The 22577-nt window shown below is 70.9% G+C and carries 21 protein-coding genes; 9 read left to right on the top strand and 12 right to left on the bottom strand.

All coding sequences use genetic code 11. The features are described from left to right. Positions 1-67 precede the first annotated feature (67 nt). The 6 genes from ACYUED_RS12655 to ACYUED_RS12630 form a co-directional block, all read right to left on the bottom strand. Positions 68-3022 (bottom strand): DEAD/DEAH box helicase, encoded by a 2955-nt coding sequence (locus ACYUED_RS12655; protein ID WP_491292384.1) that lies wholly within the window; start codon positions 3020-3022, stop codon positions 68-70. A gap of 237 nt (positions 3023-3259) precedes the next feature. Further along, positions 3260-4540 (bottom strand): serine/threonine protein kinase, encoded by a 1281-nt coding sequence (locus ACYUED_RS12650; protein WP_491292383.1) that lies wholly within the window; start codon positions 4538-4540, stop codon positions 3260-3262. Positions 4541-4691: 151 nt separating this feature from the next. Beyond that, positions 4692-5165: an HNH endonuclease family protein gene (locus tag ACYUED_RS12645; protein WP_491294223.1), complete on the bottom strand. Its 474-nt coding sequence runs from the start codon at positions 5163-5165 to the stop codon at positions 4692-4694. A gap of 296 nt (positions 5166-5461) precedes the next feature. Beyond that, entirely contained in the window at positions 5462-6313 is an 852-nt protein-coding gene (locus ACYUED_RS12640) for a hypothetical protein (RefSeq protein ID WP_491292381.1), read from the bottom strand. 303 nt (positions 6314-6616) lie between these two features. Then, the gene (locus tag ACYUED_RS12635; RefSeq protein WP_491292380.1) at positions 6617-7303 is read right to left on the bottom strand and encodes a response regulator transcription factor; all 687 of its coding nucleotides are present in this window, start codon (positions 7301-7303) and stop codon (positions 6617-6619) included. After that, on the bottom strand, positions 7300-8478 hold the full coding sequence (locus ACYUED_RS12630) for a sensor histidine kinase (protein ID WP_491292379.1): 1179 nt from the start codon (positions 8476-8478) through the stop codon (positions 7300-7302). Before ACYUED_RS12630 ends, ACYUED_RS12635 begins: the two co-directional genes overlap by 4 nt. A 358-nt stretch (positions 8479-8836) precedes the next feature. On the opposite strand from ACYUED_RS12630, the gene ACYUED_RS12625 reads away from it, so the two are divergent. Continuing rightward, positions 8837-9370, top strand: a complete 534-nt coding sequence (locus ACYUED_RS12625) for a hypothetical protein (protein WP_491292378.1) — start codon at positions 8837-8839, stop codon at positions 9368-9370. A gap of 244 nt (positions 9371-9614) precedes the next feature. Here the strand turns inward: ACYUED_RS12625 and ACYUED_RS12620 are convergent, their stop codons facing one another. After that, entirely contained in the window at positions 9615-9941 is a 327-nt protein-coding gene (locus ACYUED_RS12620) for a MazG-like family protein (protein WP_491292376.1), read from the bottom strand. A gap of 22 nt (positions 9942-9963) precedes the next feature. Next, on the bottom strand, positions 9964-10530 hold the full coding sequence (locus ACYUED_RS12615) for a DoxX family membrane protein (RefSeq protein WP_491292375.1): 567 nt from the start codon (positions 10528-10530) through the stop codon (positions 9964-9966). A gap of 139 nt (positions 10531-10669) precedes the next feature. On the opposite strand from ACYUED_RS12615, the gene ACYUED_RS12610 reads away from it, so the two are divergent. The 3 genes from ACYUED_RS12610 (at position 10670) to ACYUED_RS12600 (ending at position 13279) form a co-directional block, all read left to right on the top strand. Next, on the top strand, positions 10670-10996 hold the full coding sequence (locus ACYUED_RS12610; protein WP_491292374.1) for a nuclear transport factor 2 family protein: 327 nt from the start codon (positions 10670-10672) through the stop codon (positions 10994-10996). Between the two features lie 57 nt (positions 10997-11053). Further along, on the top strand, positions 11054-12034 hold the full coding sequence (locus ACYUED_RS12605) for an aldo/keto reductase (RefSeq protein ID WP_491292373.1): 981 nt from the start codon (positions 11054-11056) through the stop codon (positions 12032-12034). Between the two features lie 96 nt (positions 12035-12130). Next, positions 12131-13279, top strand: a complete 1149-nt coding sequence (locus ACYUED_RS12600; protein ID WP_491292372.1) for a D-alanyl-D-alanine carboxypeptidase family protein — start codon at positions 12131-12133, stop codon at positions 13277-13279. 260 nt (positions 13280-13539) lie between these two features. On the opposite strand, the gene ACYUED_RS12595 is transcribed toward ACYUED_RS12600, so the two are convergent. Both ACYUED_RS12595 and ACYUED_RS12590 read right to left on the bottom strand, forming a co-directional pair. Beyond that, entirely contained in the window at positions 13540-14328 is a 789-nt protein-coding gene (locus ACYUED_RS12595) for an SDR family oxidoreductase (protein WP_491294222.1), read from the bottom strand. 65 nt (positions 14329-14393) lie between these two features. Further along, the gene (locus ACYUED_RS12590; RefSeq protein ID WP_491292371.1) at positions 14394-15416 is read right to left on the bottom strand and encodes a Gfo/Idh/MocA family protein; all 1023 of its coding nucleotides are present in this window, start codon (positions 15414-15416) and stop codon (positions 14394-14396) included. A gap of 121 nt (positions 15417-15537) precedes the next feature. Here ACYUED_RS12590 and ACYUED_RS12585 point away from each other — a divergent pair, with 121 nt between their 5' ends. The 5 genes from ACYUED_RS12585 to ACYUED_RS12565 all read left to right on the top strand — a co-directional run bounded on the left by ACYUED_RS12585 (position 15538) and on the right by ACYUED_RS12565 (position 20737). After that, positions 15538-16833, top strand: coding sequence for a multidrug effflux MFS transporter (locus tag ACYUED_RS12585; RefSeq protein ID WP_491292370.1), 1296 nt, complete (start codon positions 15538-15540; stop codon positions 16831-16833). After that, the gene (locus ACYUED_RS12580; RefSeq protein ID WP_491292369.1) at positions 16785-17960 is read left to right on the top strand and encodes a serine hydrolase domain-containing protein; all 1176 of its coding nucleotides are present in this window, start codon (positions 16785-16787) and stop codon (positions 17958-17960) included. The genes ACYUED_RS12585 and ACYUED_RS12580 overlap by 49 nt, the downstream gene beginning before the upstream one ends. A 300-nt stretch (positions 17961-18260) precedes the next feature. After that, entirely contained in the window at positions 18261-19256 is a 996-nt protein-coding gene (locus ACYUED_RS12575; RefSeq protein WP_491292368.1) for a small ribosomal subunit Rsm22 family protein, read from the top strand. A 45-nt stretch (positions 19257-19301) separates the two neighbouring features. Next, complete coding sequence (locus tag ACYUED_RS12570) at positions 19302-19964, top strand: TetR/AcrR family transcriptional regulator (RefSeq protein WP_491292367.1); 663 nt, start codon at positions 19302-19304, stop codon at positions 19962-19964. Between the two features lie 38 nt (positions 19965-20002). Then, the gene (locus ACYUED_RS12565) at positions 20003-20737 is read left to right on the top strand and encodes a bifunctional DNA primase/polymerase (protein ID WP_491292366.1); all 735 of its coding nucleotides are present in this window, start codon (positions 20003-20005) and stop codon (positions 20735-20737) included. A 6-nt stretch (positions 20738-20743) separates the two neighbouring features. Here the strand turns inward: ACYUED_RS12565 and ACYUED_RS12560 are convergent, their stop codons facing one another. Together ACYUED_RS12560 and efeU are read right to left on the bottom strand one after the other, a co-directional pair. Beyond that, positions 20744-21745, bottom strand: a complete 1002-nt coding sequence (locus ACYUED_RS12560; RefSeq protein WP_491292365.1) for an SCO2278 family lipoprotein — start codon at positions 21743-21745, stop codon at positions 20744-20746. Next, positions 21705-22577: an iron uptake transporter permease EfeU gene (gene efeU / locus ACYUED_RS12555; RefSeq protein ID WP_491292364.1), complete on the bottom strand. Its 873-nt coding sequence runs from the start codon at positions 22575-22577 to the stop codon at positions 21705-21707. Before efeU ends, ACYUED_RS12560 begins: the two co-directional genes overlap by 41 nt.

The raw sequence follows: 22577 nt of genomic DNA, 5'->3' as shown, positions 1-22577 counted from the left end.
CTCTTCTCAGGGAATCTCAGGTCGGGAGGCCTGGCGGGCGGGGTCCGGGCCGTGGGCGGGCATTGGCTCAGGCCGTGGACGGCGCCGGCGCGGACGCCTCCGGGTCGGGGACCAGGACGGCGAGGACCCGTAGCAGCGGGCGGCCGGTGGTCAGCAGCGAGTCCGCGAGCGAGGCGAGCGACTTCTTCGTCCGCTCCCCGGCGAGGGTGGGCTGCTCCCAGTCGCCCAGGCGGGCCTTGTAGTCGTCGATCGGCTTGCGCAGCGGCTCGTCCCAGGCGTCGCGGTGCCGGTCGAGGAAACGCTCGGCGGCGGCCAGGGCGTCGGTGATGCCGGCCTCCAGCACGGTCGCCGGTTCGCTGTGGCGCATCGGGTTGGCCATGGTCGGACCGACCCCGGAGCGGCGCAGCAGCCCCACCATGTCGTCCTCGACCGTGCCGCCCCGCGTGACGCCCATCCACTTGACGACGGTCGGCCGTCCCAACGCATTGGAGTAGACGCCCTGTACGAGGTACGTGGGCTCGGGCACGTCGGCCGTGACGATCAGGGCCTCCTGGCGGCCCAGGCGGACCAGGACCTTGTCCGTGAGCCACTCCACCACCGGATGCAGATCCGTGAGCAGGGAGATCTCCGGCCAGCTGGACGTGGACGACTCGCGGGCCCGCTTCAGGGAATGGTCGGCGAGCCGGCGGTTGAAGGTCACCAACAGCCGCTCGCGCAGGCGCTGTTCGCGCACGTAGTCCAGCGGGAGCGCCTTGAGGCGGTGCACCAGGTCGGTGGGCGGGCGGAAGGACAGCAGGCCCGACTCGTTGTCCCGGTGCAGGTCCAGGCTGGTGGTCGCGTCGGGGAACACCTCGCGCAGCGCCTCGTCCAAGAACTCGGCGGTCGACGTGAACAGGCGGGGCACCGCCGCGTTGCCCGTGCTCGCGTCCGTACCGCCCGGCGTCGCCGCTCCGGCACCGTTCCCGTCGGCGTCCCGCGGATCCGCGTCCTGCGGATCGGCGTCCTGCGGATCGGCGTCCTCCGTGCCCGGTTCGGCGTCGCCCACCGAACCGAAGAAGTCCGCGAGGAAGTCGTCCATGGCCGCGTCCGCCTCGGCCTCCGCCCGGCGCGAGTCCAGCGACTCGTCCACCGTACGGCCGCGCAGCAGATCCTGGATGAGGGACTTCTCCTCGGCCTCCGCCCGGTACAGGCCCGTCACCGCCTCGGCCGTGCCCAGCGCCCGGTGCGCCTGGTCCTCCCGCTCCAGCAGCCGCTCCGCCACCACCGTGTCGTCCTTCGCCCCCTCCACCTCACTGGTGAGGATCAGCGCGTGGAACTGCGGCTGGTGCGCCTGCCCGTAGCGGTCGATACGGCCGTTGCGCTGCTCGATGCGGATCAGCGACCACGGCACGTCGTAGTGGACCAGCTGGTGGCACTGGCGGTGCAGGTTGACGCCCTCGGACGCCACATCACCGGTCAGCAGGACGCGTACAGGTGCGTCCGCCAGGCCGAAGTCCTCCACGCACTGCATCTGCTGCTCGTCCGACAGCCCGCCGTGCATCACCCGCGTCGACTCCTCGGCCGCCCGGCCCCGGAAACCGAGCGCGGCCGGAAGGACCGTACGCAGCCACTCCAGGGTCTGCACCCGCTCGGAGAAGACCACCACCCGCGCGTCCGACTTCGGGCCGACACCGATCGCCTTCAACTGCTCGACCAGCGCCGCGAACTTCGCGGAGTCAGCCTCCGTCAGCGGCACCACCAGCTCCTGGAGCGTGCGCAGCGCGGCGAGTTCGGCACGGGTCGCCGTCGGGTCGTCCTTCTTCTCCAGCGTCTTGATACGCGCGGCCACCGTCGCCTTCAGCGCCGCGTGCGAGGACAGGAACGACTTCAGCAGCGTGTAGGGGAAGAGGGGAACGCCGCTCACCGAGGTGCCGTTCTCGCCGGGCAGCCAGACCGTCGCCAGCTCCTCGAAGATCTTCTCCTCGGCGGGCGTGGCCGCACACCGCACCGACCGGGAGGGGCCGCGGTCCGCCCACTGGCCCTTCATCTGCTCGCGAACCTCGGGACTGACCTTCGTACGGCGGATGAAGAGGTGCTCGATGTCCTCCGCGCGGTAGTGCTCCGGATCGCGGATCGCCGCCGGGTCGAGGAGACTGATCAGCTCCGCGAACGACTTCGCGTCACCGTTGTGCGGGGTCGCCGAGGCCAGGATCAGGGCGTCCGTGCGCGGGGCGAGGATCTGCGCGAGCTGGTTGCGCAGGGAGCCGCGGTTGATCAGGTTGTGCGACTCGTCGATGACGACCGCGTCCCAGTTGATGCGCTCCAGGTGATGCTTGTACTGGTCCGTGTTCTTCAGGGTGTCGATCGAGACGATGACCCGCTTGAAGTACGTGAACGGGTTGCGGCCTGCCGGGATCTCCCGCTGGATCCGCTCGATGCCCACCGAGTCCAGGCGTACGAGTGGGATGGCGAAGCGGGTCCACAGCTCGTGCTGGAACTGCTCCAGGACGTGCTGCGGGGTGACCACCAGGATCCGCTCGCCACGCCCCCGCCGGATCAGCTCGGCCAGCGTCAGACCGATCTCCAGGGTCTTGCCCAGACCGACCACGTCGGCGATCAGCAGCCGCGGACGCAGGTTGCTGCCCGACAGGGCCAGCTCGGCGGGGCGGCGCTGGTAGGGGAGAGAGTCGAGGAGGAACGAGTCGGCGAGGGCCAGCCGGCGCTCGGACTGGGGGAGCGCGGTCTTGCGCAGGACCGCCTCCAGGAAGAGACGGGAGCGCCGGAAGTTCGACGACTCGTCCCGGACCAGCTTCGTGCGGCGGGCGTCGATCAGCTCGATGGTGTCCAGGCCGGTGAAGAACACCGCCTCCTGGTCCCGTACGAAGTCGGACACGCCGACGACGTCGACCTTCGCGCCGTCGTGCTCGGTGCGCACGGAGTTCCGCACGAGCCACACCTCGTCGCGCACGAAGACCTGCGCGCCTGCCGGAAACTGGTCCTCCCCGGAACCCACCGGTGCGGTGCTGCTCTGCTGGGCGGTCACCCGTTGCCTCCCATGTCCGTCGTGCTGTGCTGTTGTCGCGGTCGCCGCCCGGCGTGGACCGACGTGCCGCTCACGCTGTTGTACCGCTCCACTGTGCCGTATGGGCGGCAAAGCGCGTGAACCACCCTCACTGGGACAGACCCGCAGGTCAAGGGCTCGCGGAGCGGGGAGATCGCGGGTCGGGGTCTGGCGAGGTGTGACGTGGTGCCCCGGTGACGCGCGTGCGCGCCGTGAGGGTCAGAACGAGGCCCCCGCCGCGTAGGCCTCGCGCAGCTGCTGGGCCGTGCGCTTGGCCTGCGCGGAGTGGCGCAGGGAGCGAGCGGGGGGCCGACCGGTGCCACGCGCACGCCGAGGCCCGTCCTGCGCGCCCCCCGGCTCCTTCTGGTCCTGTATGTCCTGCTCGTCGTGTGCGCTTCGCGGCACCAGGACCGTCGGCTCGGACGGGGCGGGCGGCCCGGCCGGCGATGTCTGGTGCGGCGATGTCAGCAGCAGGGTGGGCTCGGCCTCCGAAGTGGGCTCGTCCGGGAGCGCGGCCCGTGCCTCGTCACCGGGCAGTGCCACCGGGTCGGACGGGGCCGGGGTCGCAGGTACGACGCTTTCCGACACCGCTGTCGGCAGCAGGGTGAGGAACTCCTGCGGCGGCGCGGCGGTGTAGGTCGTGAGCCGCCGGCGAGCCTGGGCGAGCTTCATCCCCTGCGCCTCGACCAGGGCGCGGCACTGCTGGACGACCTCGGTGACCGTGGGCCGGGCTTGAGCCTGGTGGGACAGCATGGACGTCAGCAGAGGGACCAGCTCGACAGGGGCGCCGGTCAGATCGGGAACCGTCGCGGGATCGGTCACCATGTGGAAGAGGACATGGATGTTGTTCGCCTGGTACGGCAGATGCCCCGTCGCGGCGAACAGCAGCACCGTCCCGAGTGCGTACACGTCGACGGCGCTCGTCAGCGGCTTCTCGCCGTTGGCCTGCTCGGGCGGCATGCACGACGGGGTACCGACGACGGTGTTGGCAGCGGTGAGGGAGGCGCTCGACTCGGCGAAGACGGCGAGACCGAAGTCGATGATCTTGGGGCCGTTCGGCCCGAGCAAGATGTTCGCGGGCTTCAGGTCGCGGTGCAGCAGACCCTGCTTGTGCACATAGCCCAGGCCCTCGGCGATGGTCGCGCCGAGCGAGAGGACGAGCAGCGGGGGCAGCGGGCCGTGCGTCATCACGTGTTTGCCGAGGTCCGGTCCCTCCACGTACTCGGTCGCCAGCCACGGCTGCTCAGCGTTCGCGTCCGCATCGAGGAGCTGAGCGATTCGTGCGCCCCAGACCGTCTTCAGGATGTCGATCTCCTGCGTGAAGCGAAGTCGGGAGGTTGAGTCGACGACCGACGGTTTGATGACCTTCACCGCGGCGGGCTCGCCCCCGGGCGACTCACCGAGATACACCTGCCCCATCCCGCCCTGCCCGATCCGGCCCAGCAACTCGAAGCCGCCGATCTGAGCCGGATCTTCCGGGCTGAGCGGAGTCGTCTGCACGTCTGTCCTCGGGTCGGGTCCGTCCGGCGAAAGCCGGCGCATCGGGTGAACGACAAGCTAGCCGATCAGGCCGAGAGGCCGTCTCGTTCTGGCCACAACTATGGGACGGCAGCGAGCACCACGCTGCTGGATTTGCAGCGCGCTGCCCACGTCACCTGCTGTCGAGCCCCGGTGTCACCGGGGCGGCGAGCAGCTGGTCTGCCAGCGGCCAGATACTCAGAGCCAGCGATGCGAGACGGGCGCCTCGTGCGTTGATGCGATGCTCGTTCCAGGCAGTGGCCCAGCCGTTGATCTCGGCGGTCGGCGGCGGATTGAGCAGCGTGCCGTGGGTGAGTCGAAGGAGGCTGTGCTCGCTGAGCCACTTCCGTTTGTCGTCCCAGGCCATGTTGCCCAGCGCGGGATTCAGGCGGGCTGTGACCAAGGTCAGGTTGCCGAGGGTGTGAACCAGTTCGTCGCGGTCGGCGCCCTCGGAGGGATCGTCGTCGAGGGGAGGCCGGTTGTCGCGCCAGCTCTGCGGCATGACGTGCTCGATGGTCAGCTTCGCCCCGAGCTGTTCGCCGACAGGGACGGTGAGCTGCTCGGTGTGGTCCGTGCGCAGCTCGTCCTCCAGCGCTTCGAGGAGGATGCGGACGCGGTGGCGGTAGAGGCGGGTGGGCCCTTTCCGGTCCTTCGGGGGCTTGCCACGTCAGGCGGCGGAAAGTCCCTCGGGACTCGGTCCGAGCCCGCAGCACCAGACCCGCTGCCCGTTCGTCGGCCGCATCCTCTCGTCGGCCCCATCCTCGATGGTCATGGGGGCCGGCCCCGAAACACCGTACTCACCGGCGCGTTGGCATCTCGCATGCAAGCGTCAGCGGCACCGACAACGCTCTGCCACCGCCCGGAGTGAGACAGGGCGTGCTTTGACGGTCCCCGAGGCGCGGGTCAGTGGACGTCGACGTAGTCACCGGCCGCTGTCGAGGCGGCGGTGGTGAGGTTGGTGGTGAAGGAGAAGCGGTAGTACCCGTCAGCGGTGGCGGTGGTGGTGGTCTTGAGCGCGCCGCCCGTGCTACTCGTGACCTTCTTGAGGGTGGTGTAGGTGCTGCTTCCCTTCTTGCGGTACTGGAGCAGCACCCCCTGGTTTGCGTATCCGGCGTAGGTGCCGTTGTTCCAGTTGGCCCGCTTCAGGCTTCCTGTGACCGTGATGGTCCTGCCCTTCTTCACCGGCTCCGGGGCGGCGTTGGCGGTCAGCTGGGACGCCTTCTTGATCCGGGTGGTGGCGACGTCGTCGTTGTAGCTGGCGTTGGCGTAGAGGTCGTATCCGCCGAGAAACAGCTTCCAGGTCCCTGCGACACCGTTGTTCTTCAGGTCGGAGGCGGCGTGGATGTGGAAGACGGCCTTGCACGCGTAGACACCGGTCTGGGTCGTCGACTCGTTGCAGGCGGGGTCGTCGTCGGTGCCCAGCGATCCGGTGATGGTGTCTGTGCTCGAGCTGTCCGTGCCCTGCCAGAGGAAGGCTTCTGTGAGGGCGACGCCGCTCGAACTGGTGGCCGTGTACGTCACGGTGACGGATCTCTCGGTGGTGGCGCCCAGAACGATGTCCTTGCCGCCGTTGATGACGGGATCGCGGAACTTCATGTTGCCCAGAGAGGTGTTGGGGTGGGCGTCGTGGGCGGCGAAGGAGCCGAGGCTCGCCGCCGTACCCGGACGCTCCGCTGCCTGAGCGGCCGCCGGAAGGGAGAGCGCGGACAGAGCGATGACGCCCTGAAGGGCTACCGACGTGGCACGTATACGCATGTGAATCCCCGTGAGGTCGAAGTAGTCCGCCGGAAGTCTCCGAGCGGGCATGCTGGGCGCGTGCGGCGCACAGGTTCCGTGACGGTACGCCGTGTCACCCGGGGCCCGCATCCGTGAAATGAGGCAGTCACTACGTACGTGTACGGCAACGCCTGCCGCGTATGCCGGCGCGCGGGTGGTCCGGGGCGTGCCGACCGCGGACAGCAATTCTGATGACCGGGGTCATCCCGATGCGGGTCGGTCATGCGCATGGAGGCGGCCAGTCGGTCCGATGGAGGCCAGTCATGCCGACGGCGGCCACGGTCATCCCGACGGGGGCCGCTCCGCGATGCCTCGGGAGTAGGCGTAGTGGACCGCGGCGGCTCTGTCCCGGCTTCCGGTCTTGGCGAAGATGCGGTTGATGTGCGTCTTCACGGTGGCTTCCGTGACGAACAGGGTGTGCGCGATCTCGCGGTTGGTCTGTCCCTGCACGATCAGCCGCAGTACGTCGGTCTCGCGCGCGGTCAGGCCGCCCGGGTCCTGTGACAGCAGGGGGCCGCCGGCGGCAGCGGCCAGCAGTCGGGTCTGCACGGTCGGGTCGAGGATGGCCTGGCCCGCGGCAGCGGCCGCCAGGGCGCGGCCGATCTCGGCCTGGGTGGCGTCCTTGGTCAGAAAGCCCAGCGCCCCGGCCTGCAGGGCGTGCAGGATCGACGCGTCATCGTCGTAGGTGGTCAGGATGACCACCTGCACATCCGGATGGTCGGCGCGGATCGCCCTGGTGGCCTCGATTCCGTCGCGGCGCGGCATGTGCAGATCCATCAACACCACCTGCGGCGCGTGCCGGGCGACCGCCTCGATCGCCGCGTCGCCGTCGCCGACCTGGGCCACCACATCGATGTCGGGCAGCAGGCCGAGCAGCAGCCCCAAACCCTCGCGGACAGCGGTCTGATCGTCGGCGATCACGATCCGGATGGGCACCCCTGCGCTCTGGACACTGCTCTGCACACTCATGACGGAATCCTCGCCGTAAGCTGCCAGCCGCCGTCCAGCGGGCCCGCGCTGAGCTGCCCGCCGGCCAGCTCGGCGCGCTCGCGCAACCCGGTCAGGCCGTAGCCCGCGCCGGTGTCGGCCAGCGGTGCCGCCGCGTCGGATGCCGGATTGGTCACCGTGAGTCTCGTCTCGGTGTCCTGATAGTCCAGGGTGATCGACACCGGCGCGTCCGGCGCGTGCTTACGGACGTTGGTCAACGCCTCCTGAGCCGTACGCAACAGCGCCAGCCCGGCCTGCGCGGGCAACGCCTTGACGTCGCCCGTGACCGCCAGGGTCGCGGCCGAGCCGTCGGCGTCCTTGTACTCCTCCGCCAACGTGGCGAGCAGCGCCGGTAGTTGCTGGGCGTCGTCCTCATGGTCCTCACGCAGGGCGTGGATGGCGCGCCTGGTCTCGATCAGCCCTTCACGCGCAAGACTGCCGGCCCGTCTGACGCAGGTGGACGCCGTCGCGAGATCCGGATGCTTCGGCAGCCCATCACTGTCGAGCAGCGCCGACGCGGCCTGCAACTGCACTGACAGCGAAGCCATCGAATGCGCGAGCACATCGTGGATCTCCCGGGCGATCCGCGCACGCTCGGCCAACGCGGCCACCCTTGCCTCCTCTATGGACAACCTCGCGCTCTGCGCAAGTAACTGCTCGGCCTGTCGAGCGCGCGCGGAGTAGTCGTCGCGGACGCGCCCGGCGAAGAAGAACCAGCAGTACAGCAACAGACTGACGGCGAGTTTGGCCGAGTTGCCGCCCACGGCGAGCTGTCCGCACAACGCGCCCAGGCAGGCGAGCGCCGTGACACCGAGGGCGGCCGTCAGCTCCAGCAGGTAGCCGGCCATGAACCCGGCCATGCAGCCGAACACCAGGCTGACACCGTGGTGTTGCAGTGAGGCGAGCAGGCCGCCGCCCGCCGCCAGACCGCCGAGCGCCAGCGTCAGGAGGCGTCGGTCCAGCAACTCGGCGAAGACGCACAACGCCCAGCACGGCGCGGCGACCGACAACGCCAACGCGATGGCGAGTCCACGGCCCTCGGCGGGGGGAGCCGGATGCCCGGTGAGGCTCTCCGCCATGACCAGGACGAGGCCGAGGGCGCGCGCAGCCCGCAACGGCCAGGCGAACCACGCGGATCGTGGGGCTGAAGCGGGCATTCAAGCTCCTTCGAGACGCTGCGCTCTTTCCAGAGAGCTTTCCACCACTTCGAAATCCAGAACGCTGCGCCGGAACTGCCGGCGGTAGTGCCCAAGTGGCCGGAAACCTGCGCCAGTCCGGAGTCGCTGTCCGAATGGGAGCGATGCACGGGGCTTCCGAGTATGGGCTTCTCGGGTGCCTCGGCGCACGCGGCGCGGGTGTGCGGATCGACGCCGTGGCCCTGGGTGGAGACCGGGTGGAGGCCGACGGTTCCACCCGGCGTCCACCCGGCTTCAATCCGCAGGCTGAGGCGTCGACAGCACCCGATTCCTAGCCTTGAGGATGTCGGAACCACCGGAGTGACACAAGGAGATGCTCATGGGCGCCAGCGTTTGGATCGTCAACCTCGCGGTGCTGATTGCCGTGCTCGAAGCCGATCTGGGTCGCCGCAAGATCACCTGGTTCCGGATCGCCAGGCCGCTGCTGCTGTCCGCTGTGATCATTCCCGTGTACATCAAGCACCCCTCGTCCAGCGGTTCCGGACTCGCCCTGGAGGTGGCCGGCGCCGCGGTGGGCATCCTGTTCGGCCTCTCGGCGGGCGCGGTGATGAAGGTGCACCGCGACCCGGCGACCGGGCGAGCGGTCTCCTACGCGGGCATGGGCTACGCCGCCCTGTGGACCGCGGCGATAGGCGCCCGTCTCTTCTTCGTCTACGGGGCGAACCACATCTTCGACCGGCAGCTCGGCCACTGGCTCGTGAACCACCACATCAGCTCCGACGCGCTGACCGATGGCCTGATCTTCATGGCGGTGACGATGACTCTCTCGCGCACGGCGACTCTGGTCGGCAGGGCTGTGACGGCCAAACCGGCGGCCGTCGCGCGGACCGCATCGCTGGCTGCCGTCAATTGACAACTGCCGGGCGAGGCGGCCCTGTCGGACCCAGGTCCGGCTCGGCGGCACATACGGCATGTGCGGCACGTGCGGCCGATCTGAAGTCCCTGACGTGACGGCACACACCTCGTCCCCGCGCATTCGCGCATGCAGGGGAGGACACGGGCGGCCCCGAGCGCGAGCACCGGCACCTGGTGCAGACGGCGGCCACGAGGACCGACCCGGGACCGGGGCCCCTGACCCCATGCCCGTGGTCGGAACATCAGTTGCCGGCAGACGGCCCGAGGGAGCGTGCGGTGACCCTCTCCAGATGGTGGGTGAACACCTCACGGGTGTCGGGTGTGAGGGTGCGCAGGGCGACCAGGGCCGTGATCACGACGTCGCAGAGCTCGCCCTCGACGTCCTCCCAGGTGTGGGTCACACCCTTGCGCGGATTCTGCCCGGTCGCGCCGATCACCGCCTGCGCGACCTCGCCGACCTCCTCCGACAGCTTGAGCATGCGCAGCAGCAGGCCCTCCCGGCCGCCGTGCGCACGGTTCTCGTCCAGCCAGGTCCACAGGTCGTCGACAGATGCCCAGAGGTCGGTCATGGGCGCAGCCTGCCCACCCCGGTCACTCCCTGAACAGCGCTTCCTCCTCGTCGAACAGGGCCTCCTGCTCGTCGGTCCTCCCCTTCCGCAGCCTCTTGTTCCGCGCGCCCACGACCAGCGCCGTGACCCCGGCCGTCGCGCCGAGTGCCGTCGGGACCATCCAGCCGCGGTCCAGAACATGGCCGAGCGCGTGGTCGAGGGAGAGGCGGCCGGGGCCGGTGACCGCGAGGCCGGTGGCGGCCAGGGCCAGGGTCGCCGCGTACTCGTAGCCGCCCTCCATGTTGAAGAAGCCGTTGGGGGCGTGCACCGCCGACGCTCCCGCCATCGCGCCGGCCGCCGCCGCGCCCGCCGCCGGGGTCGCCAGACCCAGTGCCAGCAGCGCGCCGCCGCCGGTCTCCGCCAGGCCCGCCGCGGTCGCGCTCGCCCGGCCGGGCGCATAGCCGACTGACTCCATGAACTGGCCGGTCCCCTCGATGCCGTGTCCGCCGAACCAGCCGAACAGCTTCTGCGCGCCGTGCGCCGCCAGCACGCCGCCGGTACCCAGCCGGAGCAGCAGCAACCCCAGATCACGCCGGTCGTAAGAGGTCATGGTTTCTCCTGGAGCAACGGGAACAAGTCGACAGGAACAGCCCCCTCCGCCTGTCCACCGTCGCACCTCGCGCACCGCCGTACCCGCCCGCGCCGCCGTACGGGTGGCGGGTCCCGGCGGGCGGTGTGAGTCTGCTGGCATGACGATTCAGCCTGCCAGACTCAGCGACCCGGCCGTCCGCGCCTTCGTCACCGCCGTCAACGCCCACGACCGCTCGGGCTTCCTGGCCCTTCTCACGGAGAACGCGACCATGGCGGACGACGGCTCCGACCGCGATCTGAGCGAGTGGATCGACCGGGAGATCTTCTCCTCCAACGGTCACCTGGACGTCGACAACGAGTCGCAGGGCGGCCGCGCGCTCCTCGCCCACTACCGCAACGACACCTGGGGCGAGATGCAGACCCGGTGGAGCTTCCAGGTCGAGGACGACGGCAGGATCTCCCGCTTCGAGACCGCTCAGGCGTAAACCGGCGCGCCCCGGCTCTTGCCTTCGCGTGCACTCCAGCTTCTAGCGTCCTCGCCCATGGAGACGAACAGAACTCTCGGACGCGGCGGCATGGAAGTAAGCGCGCTCGGCTTCGGCTGCTGGGCCATCGGCGGCGAGTGGCAGGCGGCCGACGGACAGCCGCTCGGCTGGGGCAAGGTCGACGACGACGAGTCCGTACGGGCGGTCCGCCGCGCCCTCGACCTCGGCGTGACCTTCTTCGACACGGCGGACACCTACGGCGCCGGACACAGCGAACGGATCCTCGGGCGGGCCCTCGGCAAGCGCCGCGACGACGTCGTGCTCGCCACCAAGTGGGGCAACGTCTTCGACGAGGAGACCCGCACCCTCACCGGCAGCGACGACTCCCCGGCGTACGCCCGCCGTGCGCTGACCGCGTCGCTGAAGCGCCTGGACACCGATCACATCGACCTCTACCAACTGCACCTCAGCGACCTCGACCCGGCGCGTGCGGCCGAACTCCGTGACACCTGCGAGGAGTTCGTGTGGGAGGGGCTGATCCGCTCCTACGGCTGGAGCACGGACGACCCGGCCCGTGCCGCCGTGTTCGCGGAGGGGGAGCACGGCACGGCCGTACAGCACGCGCTCAACGTCCTGCAGGACGCGCCGGACATGCTGGCGCTGTGCGAGAGGTCGGGGCTCGCGAGCGTCAATCGCAGTCCCCTCGCGATGGGGTTGCTGGCGGGCAAGCGCCGGGGAAGCGCGGATGCCGGGGACATCCGCAGCAGGCCGCCGGCCTGGCTCCAGGGCTTCGGGGACGGCGCGGGCGTCGACCCGCAGTGGCTCTCCCGCGTCGACGCGCTCAAGGAGATCCTCACCAGCGACGGCCGAACCCTCGCCCAGGGCTCCCTCGCCTGGCTGTGGGCACGCAGCCCGCACACGATCCCGATCCCCGGGTTCCGCTCGGTCGCCCAGGCCGAACAGAACGCCGGCGCAATCGCCAAGGGCCCGCTCACCGCCGGGCAGTCGGCCGAGATCGACCGGCTGCTCGGGCGGTGAAAGGTTCCCGCGGAGAGGGGTAGCGCTCAACAGCCCTGGTTGCCGTACGGGCGTACTGCCAGGAAGCCCCTGTTGGGTGCGGTGTACGGTCCCGGAATGCGCGATTCTTCCCCGCTCACCCGGCGTGCCGCTCTCGGCCTGACCGCCGCGGCCGTTCCGCTCGCCGCGGCGACTCCCGCTTCCGCCGCGGCCACCGTCGTCGGCGGTGCGCGACTTGCCCGCTCGGGAATTCAAGTGAGCGGCGTCACAGGCCTGCCCGGCAAACTCACCGCGAGCGCCTGGCTCGTCGCCGACGGCGACAGCGGAGAGGTGCTCGCTTCCCAGGCCGCGCACCGGCGCCTGGCCCCCGCCTCCACGCTGAAGATGCTGTTCGCCGACACCGTGCTGAGGAAGTTCGACCGCACTGAGCGGCACACGGTGACCGAGGACGACCTGGCCGACATCCCGGCCGGCTCCAGCCTCGTCGGGGTCAAGCCCGGGATCACGTACACCGTCGAGCAGTTGTGGCAGGGCGTCTTCCTGCGCTCCGGCAACGACGCCGTGCACGTGCTCGCCCACATGAACGGCGGCGTGGCGAGGACGGTCGCCGAGATGCAGGCCAAGGCCGAGGACCTGCAGGCCCTGGACACCCATGTCGTCAGCCCCGACGGCTTCGACCACAAGGGCCAGCTGTCCTCGGCCTACGACCTCACCCTGTTCGCCCGGCACGGCCTGAAGAACGCCGACTTCCGCGCGTACTGCCACACCAGGACCGCGAACTTTCCGGCCGGCGGCAAGAGGACCTTCCAGATCCAGAACACCGACCGCCTGCTCACGGGCGCGTGGGGCGTGAAGACGTACGACGGACTGATCGGGGTCAAGAACGGTTTCACCAGCAACGCCGGCAACACCTTCACCGGTGCCGCCACCCGCGGCGGCCGGACTCTGCTGGTCACTGTGATGCATCCGAGGAGCGGCTACAACGCCGTCTACGAGGAGGCGGCCGCGCTGCTCGACTGGGGCTTCACGAAGGGGAGTTCGGCACGGGCGGTGGGCACGCTGGTCGAGCCGCTGAGCGAGGGCGGGGCGAAGGTGACGCCGAGCCACGGGGCGGTCACGGCGGCGGCAGGCGCTGCGGGTGCCGCGTCCGGCGGTCCCTCGGCCTGGCGGCTGCTGGAGGGCGCGGGCGGCACGGTCGCCGTACTGGCGGGCGGCGTCTGGGCGCTGCGGCGGCGGGTCAAACGCGGGAGCCGGGCCGCCGACTGACGTACACGGCGGCCGACTGACGTACAACGGCAGCCGTTCCACGCACCGGTGCGTATCCCGCGGTCCACGCGGAATCCACCCCCACCCGACGCGCTGGAACGGCTGCCGTCTCCCCCCTCGGTTTGGCCTACGGAACTGCACTCCCCAAGTGTGAAGCTCTTGTGCAGATGATTTGAGCATAGGCCTGCGACCGGCTGCAATCCTACGGAATCTCAAATTCCGGTTGTGCAAGTTGAAGAGTTGAGGGTCTGCGGGCGCGGTCAGCCGCGCCCCACGTACGGCATGGCGGTCGCCAACACCGTCGCGAACTGCACGTTCGCCTCCAGCGGCAGCTCGGCCATGTGCCGCACCGTGCGCGCCACGTCGCCGACGTCCATCACCGGCTCGACCGCGACCTCGCCGTTGGCCTGCAGGGCCCCGGTCTGCATCCGCGCGGTCATGTCGGTCGCCGCGTTGCCGATGTCGATCTGCCCGACTGCGATGTTGTACGCCCGCCCGTCCAGCGACAGCGACTTGGTCAGGCCGGTCAGCGCGTGCTTGGTCGCCGTGTAGGCGACGGAGAGCGGCCGGGGCGTATGGGCCGAAATAGACCCGTTGTTGATGATCCGTCCGCCTTGCGGGTCCTGTTCCTTCATCTGCCGGTAGGCCGCCTGCGCGCACAGGAACGCCCCGTTGAGGTTGGTGTCCACCACATGCCGCCAGGCGTCGTACGGCAGTTCCTCGACCGGCACCCCGCCGGGACCGAACGTCCCCGCGTTGTTGAACAGCAGGTCGACCCGGCCGAAGCGGTCGACGGCGGCGGCGAACAGCCCGGCCACGTCGTCCGGCTGCGAGACATCCGTCCGTACGGGGAGGCCGGCCCCGTCGGGCACCAGCGCCGCCGTCTCCTCCAGCGTCCCGAGGCGCCGTCCCGCCAGCGCCACCGACCAGCCGGCACCCAGCAGCTCCACGGCGACCGCCCGTCCGATGCCGGAGCCGGCGCCGGTCACCACCGCGGTCCTCGACCGCGTCTTGGTCTGCTCGGTCTGTTCCGTCTGCTGAGTCCGCATGGCATCCATGGCCTGGAGCGTAGGCGAGGGCAGCCATGCCGTGACCGAGGTGGGGGAGCGGGGACTCAAGCGGGTGTGACGGCCTCCTCCAGGTCCTCTCCCGGGTAGCGGACGCCGATACGGTCCCGGATCGCGTCGAGCGTCCGCATCACCGCGAGGGTGCCGTCGAGCGGGACCAGCGGCGACTCGGTCTCACCGGCCCGCAGCGCGCGCATCACCTCCCGCGCCTCGTGCCGCAGACTGCTCCGCGGCCCGTCCGCCGGATCGGCCACGAACTCCTCGGGGTCCCGGCCGTCCCGGTGCAGCACGAAGCGGTCCGGGAAGAAGAAGCCGTACGGGATGTCGATACGGCCCCGCGAGCCGGTGACCGACGCCGAGGTCGCCGTACCGCCGACGATCGAGCAGTGCACCGAGGCGAGCGCACCGCTGTCGAAGGAGAGCAGCGCGCCCGTCTGGAGGTCGACGCCCTCCTCGGAGAGGGTCGCCCGCGCCGCCACGTCGGCCGGCTCACCGAGCAGCAGCTGCGCGAACGACACCGGGTACACACCGAGGTCCAGCAGCGAGCCCCCGCCCTGTGCGGGATCGCGCAGCCGGTGCGAGGGCGGGAAAGGACCGGCGAGCCCGAAGTCGGCCTGCACGCTGCGGACTTCACCGATCGCGCCGTCGTCGACGAGATCCTTCAGGCGCCGGACGAGGGGATTGCAGTACATCCACATCGCCTCCATCAGGAAGCTCCCGCGCCCCCGCGCCAGCGCGACCAGCTCCCCGGCCTCGCGCGCGTTGAGCGTGAACGCCTTCTCGCACAGCACGTTGCGTCCGGCCTCCAGACACAGACCGGCGGCCGCCCGGTGTGCCGAGTGCGGGGTGGCGACGTAGACGACGTCGATGTCCGCGTCCTCGGCGAGCGCGGCCCAGTCGCCGTACGCCCGCTCGATCCCGAACCGTTCCGCGAACGCCTTGGCCGACGCCTCGGTCCGCGAGGCCACCGCGACGACGTCCGCGTCCGGTAGATCCACCAGATCCGCCGTGAACGCGGCCGCGATCCCGCCGGTCGCCAGGATCCCCCACCGCACGCTCTCCGCCGTCATCACGGACCCCGCCCTCGCTCATGTGGCCTTCGGACTGTGTACGAGCTGAGAGCATAGGTGGCCGGGGGTCCGGTCCGGGGGGTCCGCCGGGACAATGCAGCGCTCGGAAAGGGAGGGGCACATGGCCGAGCAGGGGGCCTCGACACCACACATAGAACAGGCGGCCGGACGGGAAGCGGAACCGGCCGCCCCCGCTGTGCGCCGCACCGGTCTGCTCGTCACCCTGATCCTCGGCGGCCTCACCGCCACGCCCCCGCTGGCGATGGACATGTACCTCCCCTCGCTCCCGGAGGTCACCACGTCCCTGCACGCACCCGCGGCCACCGTCCAGCTCACCCTCACCGCCTGTCTGCTCGGAATGGCGCTCGGGCAGCTCGTGGCCGGGCCGATGAGCGACCGGTGGGGCCGCCGGCGCCCGCTGCTGGTCGGGCTCGTCGCCTACGTCGTCTCGACCGTGCTGTGCGTGGTCGCGCCCACCGTCGAGTTCCTGGTCGCCTTCCGGTTCGCGCAGGGCCTGGCGGGCGCGGCGGGGATCGTCATCGCCCGGGCCGTGGTCCGCGACCTGTACGACGGCGTGGCGATGGCCCGTTTCTTCTCCACCCTCATGCTGATCGGCGGGGTCGCCCCGGTCGTCGCGCCGCTGATCGGCGGACAGATCCTGCGGGTGACGGACTGGCGGGGCGTCTTCGTGGTGCTCACCGTCGTCGGGACGGTGCTGACCGCCTTCGTGTGGACGAAGCTGCCCGAGACCCTCCCCGTGCGCGAGCGGCACGGCGGGGGAGTGGGCGAGGCCCTGCACTCGATGCGCCGTCTGCTCGCCGACCTGCCCTTCACCGGCTTCATGCTCGCGGGCGGCTTCGCGTTCGCGGCGCTCTTCGCCTACATCTCGGCCTCGCCCTTCGTCATCCAGGAGATCTACGGCGCCTCCCCGCAGACCTTCAGCCTGCTGTTCGGCCTGAACTCGGTCGGGCTGGTCGCGGTCGGTCAGTTCAACGGGAAGGTGCTGGTCGGGCGGGTGAGCCTGGAGAAGGTGATGGGCGCGGGCCTGGCCGTCGTCATCGCCGCCGCGACCGCCCTGCTGCTGATGTCCACCGGCGTCCTCGGCACGGTCGGCCTCGTGCCCGTGGCCGCCGCCCTGTTCGTCCTGATGTCCGCGATGGGCGTGACCCTGCCCAACGCCCAGGCGCTCGCCCTGATGCGCACCAAGCACGCCGCAGGCTCCGCGTCCGCGCTGCTCGGCACGTCCTCGTTCCTCATCGGCGCCGTCGCCTCCCCGCTCGTCGGGATCGCCGGCGAGCACACCGCCGTCCCGATGGCCGTCGTCCAACTGGCCGCAGCACTGGTGGCACTGGCCTGCTTCGTGGGAATGTGCCGTCCTTGGAACGGGCGTGCGAGCGCGGAGGGAGCAGAGAGCTGAGCGCACCGAGACTGCGCAGGGACAGCCCCGAACGGGCCGGACTCGACCCCGAAGAACTCCGCCACCTCGTCCAGGAGGTCCGGGACCTCAGCGCCGGGGAGCACCCCTGGGCCGCGGGCACCGTCGTGGTCGCCGGGCGCGGCCCGGTGATCGCCGTCGAGGAGGCGGCGGGCTGGGCCGTGCGGTACGCGGCCTACGACGCCGAGACCGACCGCGGCGTCGAGCTGCCCGCCCAGGCGCGGGTCCCGATGACCGTGGACACGCCCTTCGACCTGGCCTCCCTGACCAAGCTGTTCACCGCGGTCGCCGCCGTGCAGCAGATCGAGCGCGGCACGCTCGGCATCGACGCCCGGGTCGGCGCCTACCTCCCCGAGTTCCGCGCGGCCGTCCGGCACCGCATCACCGTACGGGAGCTGCTCACCCACACCTCCGGGCTGCGCCCCGAACTCCCGCTGTACGACTGCGCCGACGACACCGAGCGGCTGGCGATGCTGCGCGCGGAGGCACCGGTGGGCGTGCCCGGTACCTACGCCTACTCCGACCTCAACCTCCTGCTGCTCCAGTTCGTCCTGGAACGGCTCACCGGCCGCACGCTGGACGTCCTGATCAACGACGGGATCACCCGGCCGCTGGGCATGCTGTCCACCGACTTCGGCCCCTGCCCCGGGGCGGCGGCCACGGAGGACCAGCGGCGGCCGTGGGCCAAGGTGGACCGGGGGATGGTGCGGGGCGTCGTCCACGACGAGAACGCGTGGGCGCTCGGGGGGATCGCCGGCCACGCGGGCATGTTCTCCACCGGGCGGGACCTGGCGGTCTTCTGCCGGACGCTGCTCGCCGGCGGCTCCCACGGCCCCGCCCGCATCCTCGGCTCCGACTTCGTGGAACTGCTGCTGACCCCGCCGGGGCTGGGCTTCGCCGTCGACCAGTCGTGGTTCATGGGCGAGCTGGCGGGGCGGGGAGCGGCGGGGCACACGGGGTTCACGGGGACGTCGCTGGTACTGGACCCGGCGACGGACACGTTTGTGGTGCTGCTGGCGAACACGGTGCATCCGCGTCGGCGGGCGGCGGACAACAAGCCGAGGGCGGCTGCGGCGACGCGGGTGGCGCGGGCCGTGCGGCCGGCTTGACGCGGTGGCCGGCGCGGGCCGTTGCCGGGGGCTGCCGCCCCCGGACCCCCGCTTCGGCCTGAACGGCCTCGTCCTCAAACGCCGGACGGGCTGGAGTGGCGGCCGGTGGTGGAGAGGGTGTCCGTGCTTCGGCGTGCACGGCCTTGTCCTCAAACGCCGGTCGCGCTGGATTTGCCGGTCGGCAGCGAGAGGGTGCCGGTCGGAAGTAGGAGGGTGCCGGTCGGCGGTGAGAAGCTGCCCGTCGGCAGTGAGAAGTCGCCCGTCGGTGGTGAGAAGGCGGGCGCGCTTTAGAATCGGCCGGTGAACGTCCCCGCACCCCCCGCCGAGACTCTGCGTCACAGCCTCGCCGCTCTGCTCGACGGGCTTCCGCCCAAGCAGGCCGCGCAGGCTGTCGAGCGGCTCATCGCCAGTTATCGCGGGGCCACCCCGACCGACGCCCCGATCCTCCGGGACCGGGCCGACGTCGCCGCCTACGCCGCCTACCGCATGCCCGCGACCTTCGAGGCCGTGTGCTCCGCGCTGGAGGCGTTCGCCGACGCCGTGCCCGAGTGGGTGCCCGGGAGTCATGTGGACGTCGGTGGCGGGACCGGTGCCGCGACCTGGGCCGTCACCGCCACCTGGGACGGCACCCGGCCCGTCACCGTGCTCGACTGGGCCGAACCCGCCCTCGCCCTCGGCCGGGAGATCGCTGCCGCCAACCCTGCGCTGGAGCAGGCCGGTTGGCGGCGCTCCCGGATCGGCGCCGCGCTCACCCTCGACGAGACCGACCTCGTCACCGTCTCCTACGTCCTGAACGAACTCACCGCCCCCGACCGCGCCTCGCTCGTCGACGCCGCGGCAGCCGCCGCGCAGGCCGTCGTGATCGTCGAGGCCGGCACCCCGGCCGGCTACGCCCGTGTCATCGAGGCCCGCGACCGCCTGATCGCGGCCGGCTTCCACATCGCCGCGCCCTGCCCGCACAGCGCCGCCTGCCCGATCGTCCCCGGTGAGGACTGGTGCCACTTCTCGGCCCGGGTCAGCCGGTCCTCCCTGCACCGCCAGGTCAAGGGCGGCTCCCTGCCCTACGAGGACGAGAAGTTCAGCTACGTCGCCGCCACCCGCTTCCCGGCCGGGCCCGCCCCCTCCCGAGTCGTCCGGCGCCCGCAGATCCGCAAGGGCCAGGTCCTCCTCGACCTGTGCGAGGCCGACGAGCAGCTGCGCCGCACGACGGTCACCAAACGCCACGGCGACCTGTACAAGGCGGCGCGGGACGCGGACTGGGGGGACCCCTGGCCGCCGTACACCGCACCGTCGTAGAAGCGTGACGAGACGCTCCGTCTCAGTCCTTGGTACGGTCTGGGCATGGTCAAGAAGCCCGCCCCCGACTCCACCCGCCGCAGCGAGAGGTCCCGTCGCGCGATCTACGACGCCGCCCTCGCGCTGGTCGGCGAGGTCGGCTACCCGAAGACCAGCATCGAGGGCATCGCCGCACGGGCCGGCGTGGGCAAGCAGACGATCTACCGGTGGTGGGAGTCCAAGGCGGACGTCCTGCTGGAGGCGTTCCTCGAGCTCAGCGCGGAGGCGGCGCGGGAGGCGGGCCAGGAGCCCTACGTCATCCCGGACACCGGCGACCTCGCCGCCGACCTCAAGGCCGTGCTGCGGATGACCGTCGACCAGCTGAAGGACCCCAGGTTCGAGGTGCCCTCCCGTGCCCTGGCCGCAGAGGGCCTGGTCAACGAGCAACTCGGCCGGGATTCCGTGGCCAAGCTCCTCGAACCCTCCCTCCAGCTGTACGTCGACCGGCTGCGCTCCGCACAGCGCTCCGGCGAGGTCCGCCCGGAGATCGACCCGCGCATCGCCCTCGAACTCTTCGTCTCGCCCCTGGTCCAGCGCTGGCTCCAGCACACGGGCCCGATCTCGTACGACTACACGGACACCCTCGTCGACTACGCACTCCACGGACTTGCCCCACGTACCCCGGATGTCCCTTCTGGTACCCCGGAGCGCGGGTTGGTGGGACCATAGGGCATGCTGTTCCACACGACAGCAAGGCGAGGCGATAGATGAGCGCGGAGTTCGGTGGCCGCACCGGCCGGCAGGGCAAGCTCTCCCAGTGGCTGCGTGGCCGCCGCCCGAAGGAGACCGGCGCCGATGACGCCGGCCGCGAGGCCCTGCTGCTCGCCGCCGCCGGAGCGGGACTGCCGCTCGCTCCCGCCGCGCATCCAGCTCCTGGTTACCGATGTTCCTGCGACCGCGTCGGCTGCCCCACCCCGGCCCGGCACCCGGTGTCGTTCGCCTGGCAGACCCAGTCGACCACCGACCGCGGGCAGATCGAGCGCTGGGCACGCCACCAGCCGCAGGCCAACTTCATCACCGCGACCGGCATGGTGCACGACGTCCTCGACCTGCCCCTGGAGGCGGGAACGGAGGCGCTGGAGCGGCTGCTCGCCTCCGGCATCGAGGTCGGCCCGGTCGCCGAGAGCGACGACGGCCGGCTTCTCTTCTTCACCCTCACCCGCGGCACCCCCGAGGACGAGGACGAGTGGTGGCCCTGCGAGCTGGACTGCCACCCCGAGACAGCGGACGAGCACCCTGGACTGCGCTGGCACTGCCGCGGTTCCTACGTCCTCGTACCGCCCGCCCGGCTCCCCGGTGACCAGGGCGTGCACTGGGTACGCGGTCCCGAGCACGCCCTGCCGGACCCGCTGAGCCTCCTCGAGATCCTCACCGACGCCTGCGCCCGACACGTCGGCGAGGAGTCCGACCAGGCGAGTTCCGCCTGGCCCCTGCGCCGCTGAGGGCTGCTACGAACCCACCGCCGACGTCAGCCCCTCGATGCGTCCCAGCACGCCGACCTGCGTCTTCCCCGAGCCCTGCGCCGGGTCCAGAGCCACCTGGTTCGACGTCAGCTCCATGGTCAGCGACTGCTTGACCTCGCCCTTCGTCAGCGCCTGCACGTCCTTGGTGGGCGTGGGGAGCGATGTGCCCGGGTAGGCCGTCTCCTTCGCGTAGTAGCGCGTGGTGAAGAACACCAGGGCCCCGCCGTCAGCCGTCCGCAGGGCCAGCGGCGCGTAGTCCCCGCTCGTCAGCGGCTCGTCGATGTACTGCGTGACCCGCCCCGGCTGCTGGGCGCTCTTCTTCCGGTTCGCGCGCCACCTGCTGGTGTTCGCGCCGTCCGCGAAGGAACTCCCGCCGCTCTTCAGGTAGGTCGCGTAGTCCTTGCTCAAGTCCGCGGGCCTGACGGCCAGTTCCGCCGAGTTCGCGGGCACGGCCTCGGCCCAGCCGTCCGCGTCCTTCTTCAACTTCGGCATCTGGCCGGGCACCACCAGCGTCAGATACGCCACCTGCCACGGCTCGTCCAGGCCGCCCCGCAGGAACACGAACACCCAGCGCGAGTTGCCGCCCTTGTTGGCGGCCGCGTCGGCGACGAACCAGCGCGGCCAGCCGGCCTTCTTGGGGATCGTGTACGTCACGTCGGACAGCTTCAGCGGCGTGTGCGCAGGATTGCCGCCCGGGTTGTTCGCGTGGCCGGCCTTGAGGCGGGCCGCGTCGATGTCGCCCAGGGCGCCGGTGACGTGGTCGGCGTCGAGCGAACTGTCGTACGCCTTGTCCGCCTTGTTGTACGCGGTGGTGAACTGCCCAAGTGCCTTGGCGGCCTCGCCGCGCGTGGAGGAGGGGAGCACCTCGCGCTCCCCGTGCACCACCACGCAACCGCTCGCCGTCAACGACAAAGCGGTCACCGAGGCCGCGATCAGTACGCGCCGGTCAAGCCTGCGGAGCCTTCGAGGGCCGCGATCCCTGCTCATCAGGTGCCTTCACCTTCCCCTTCCCGGAGGCGAACCCTACCGGGGCGAAGAACAGCGCGAGCGTCGGGATCAAGTACAGCAGCCACACCGTGACCTGGAGGACGGTCGGGTCCGGCTGGAAGTTGAACACGCCCTTCAGCAGCGTGCCGTACCAGCTGTCAGGCGGGATGGTGCCGCTGATGTCGAAGGCCAGGTTCGTCAGGCCCGGCAGCCAGTCGGCCTCCTGCAGATCGTGGAAGCCGTACGCCAGCACGCCCGCCGCGACCACGACCAGCATGCCACCGGTCCAGGTGAAGAACTTCGCGAGGTTGATCTTCAGGGCGCCCCGGTAGAACAGCCAGCCCAGGAAGACCGCGGTCGCCAGGCCCAGCGCCACGCCGACCAGCGGGCGCGGGGTGCCGTCGCTGGCCGCGTGGACCGACGCCCACACGAACAGCGCCGTCTCCAGGCCCTCACGGCCGACGGCGAGGAACGCCGTGGCGACCAGCGCGCCCGTGCCCATCGCGAGGGCCGCGTCCAGCTTGCCGTGCAGCTCGGACTTCAGATGCCGGGCGGTGCGCCGCATCCAGAAGACCATCCACGTCACCAGGCAGACCGCGACGACCGACAGCGAACCGCCGAGCGCCTCCTGCGTCTGGAACGTCAGCTCCTGGGAGCCGAATTCGAGCGCGCAGCCGAAGCCCATCGCGATGAGCACCGCCACGGCGATGCCGATCCAGATCGGCCGGATGGCGTCCCTGCGGTCCGTCTTGACCAGGTAGGCGATCAGGATGCAGACGACGAGGCTGGCTTCCAGGCCCTCGCGCAGACCGATCAGATAGTTGGAGAACAC

This window comes from Streptomyces sp. DF42 (assembly GCF_058267695.1).
Note: the sequence above shows the minus strand (reverse complement) of the source record. Positions and strands in the feature narration are given on the sequence as shown.

Excerpts from the sequence above, each read along its gene's own strand:
- ACYUED_RS12610 (WP_491292374.1), top strand. The coding sequence starts at position 10,670 with ATGACGATTCAGCCTGCCAGACTCAGCGACCCGGCCGTCCGCGCCTTC.
- ACYUED_RS12635 (WP_491292380.1), bottom strand. The coding sequence starts at position 7,303 with ATGAGTGTGCAGAGCAGTGTCCAGAGCGCAGGGGTGCCCATCCGGATC.
- ACYUED_RS12570 (WP_491292367.1), top strand. The coding sequence starts at position 19,302 with ATGGTCAAGAAGCCCGCCCCCGACTCCACCCGCCGCAGCGAGAGGTCC.
- ACYUED_RS12605 (WP_491292373.1), top strand. The coding sequence starts at position 11,054 with ATGGAGACGAACAGAACTCTCGGACGCGGCGGCATGGAAGTAAGCGCG.
- ACYUED_RS12590 (WP_491292371.1), bottom strand. The coding sequence starts at position 15,416 with ATGACGGCGGAGAGCGTGCGGTGGGGGATCCTGGCGACCGGCGGGATC.
- ACYUED_RS12560 (WP_491292365.1), bottom strand. The coding sequence starts at position 21,745 with ATGAGCAGGGATCGCGGCCCTCGAAGGCTCCGCAGGCTTGACCGGCGC.
- ACYUED_RS12625 (WP_491292378.1), top strand. The coding sequence starts at position 8,837 with ATGGGCGCCAGCGTTTGGATCGTCAACCTCGCGGTGCTGATTGCCGTG.
- ACYUED_RS12585 (WP_491292370.1), top strand. The coding sequence starts at position 15,538 with ATGGCCGAGCAGGGGGCCTCGACACCACACATAGAACAGGCGGCCGGA.
- ACYUED_RS12615 (WP_491292375.1), bottom strand. The coding sequence starts at position 10,530 with ATGACCTCTTACGACCGGCGTGATCTGGGGTTGCTGCTGCTCCGGCTG.
- ACYUED_RS12640 (WP_491292381.1), bottom strand. The coding sequence starts at position 6,313 with ATGCGTATACGTGCCACGTCGGTAGCCCTTCAGGGCGTCATCGCTCTG.
- ACYUED_RS12565 (WP_491292366.1), top strand. The coding sequence starts at position 20,003 with ATGAGCGCGGAGTTCGGTGGCCGCACCGGCCGGCAGGGCAAGCTCTCC.
- ACYUED_RS12630 (WP_491292379.1), bottom strand. The coding sequence starts at position 8,478 with ATGCCCGCTTCAGCCCCACGATCCGCGTGGTTCGCCTGGCCGTTGCGG.
- ACYUED_RS12600 (WP_491292372.1), top strand. The coding sequence starts at position 12,131 with ATGCGCGATTCTTCCCCGCTCACCCGGCGTGCCGCTCTCGGCCTGACC.
- ACYUED_RS12620 (WP_491292376.1), bottom strand. The coding sequence starts at position 9,941 with ATGACCGACCTCTGGGCATCTGTCGACGACCTGTGGACCTGGCTGGAC.
- ACYUED_RS12595 (WP_491294222.1), bottom strand. The coding sequence starts at position 14,328 with ATGCGGACTCAGCAGACGGAACAGACCGAGCAGACCAAGACGCGGTCG.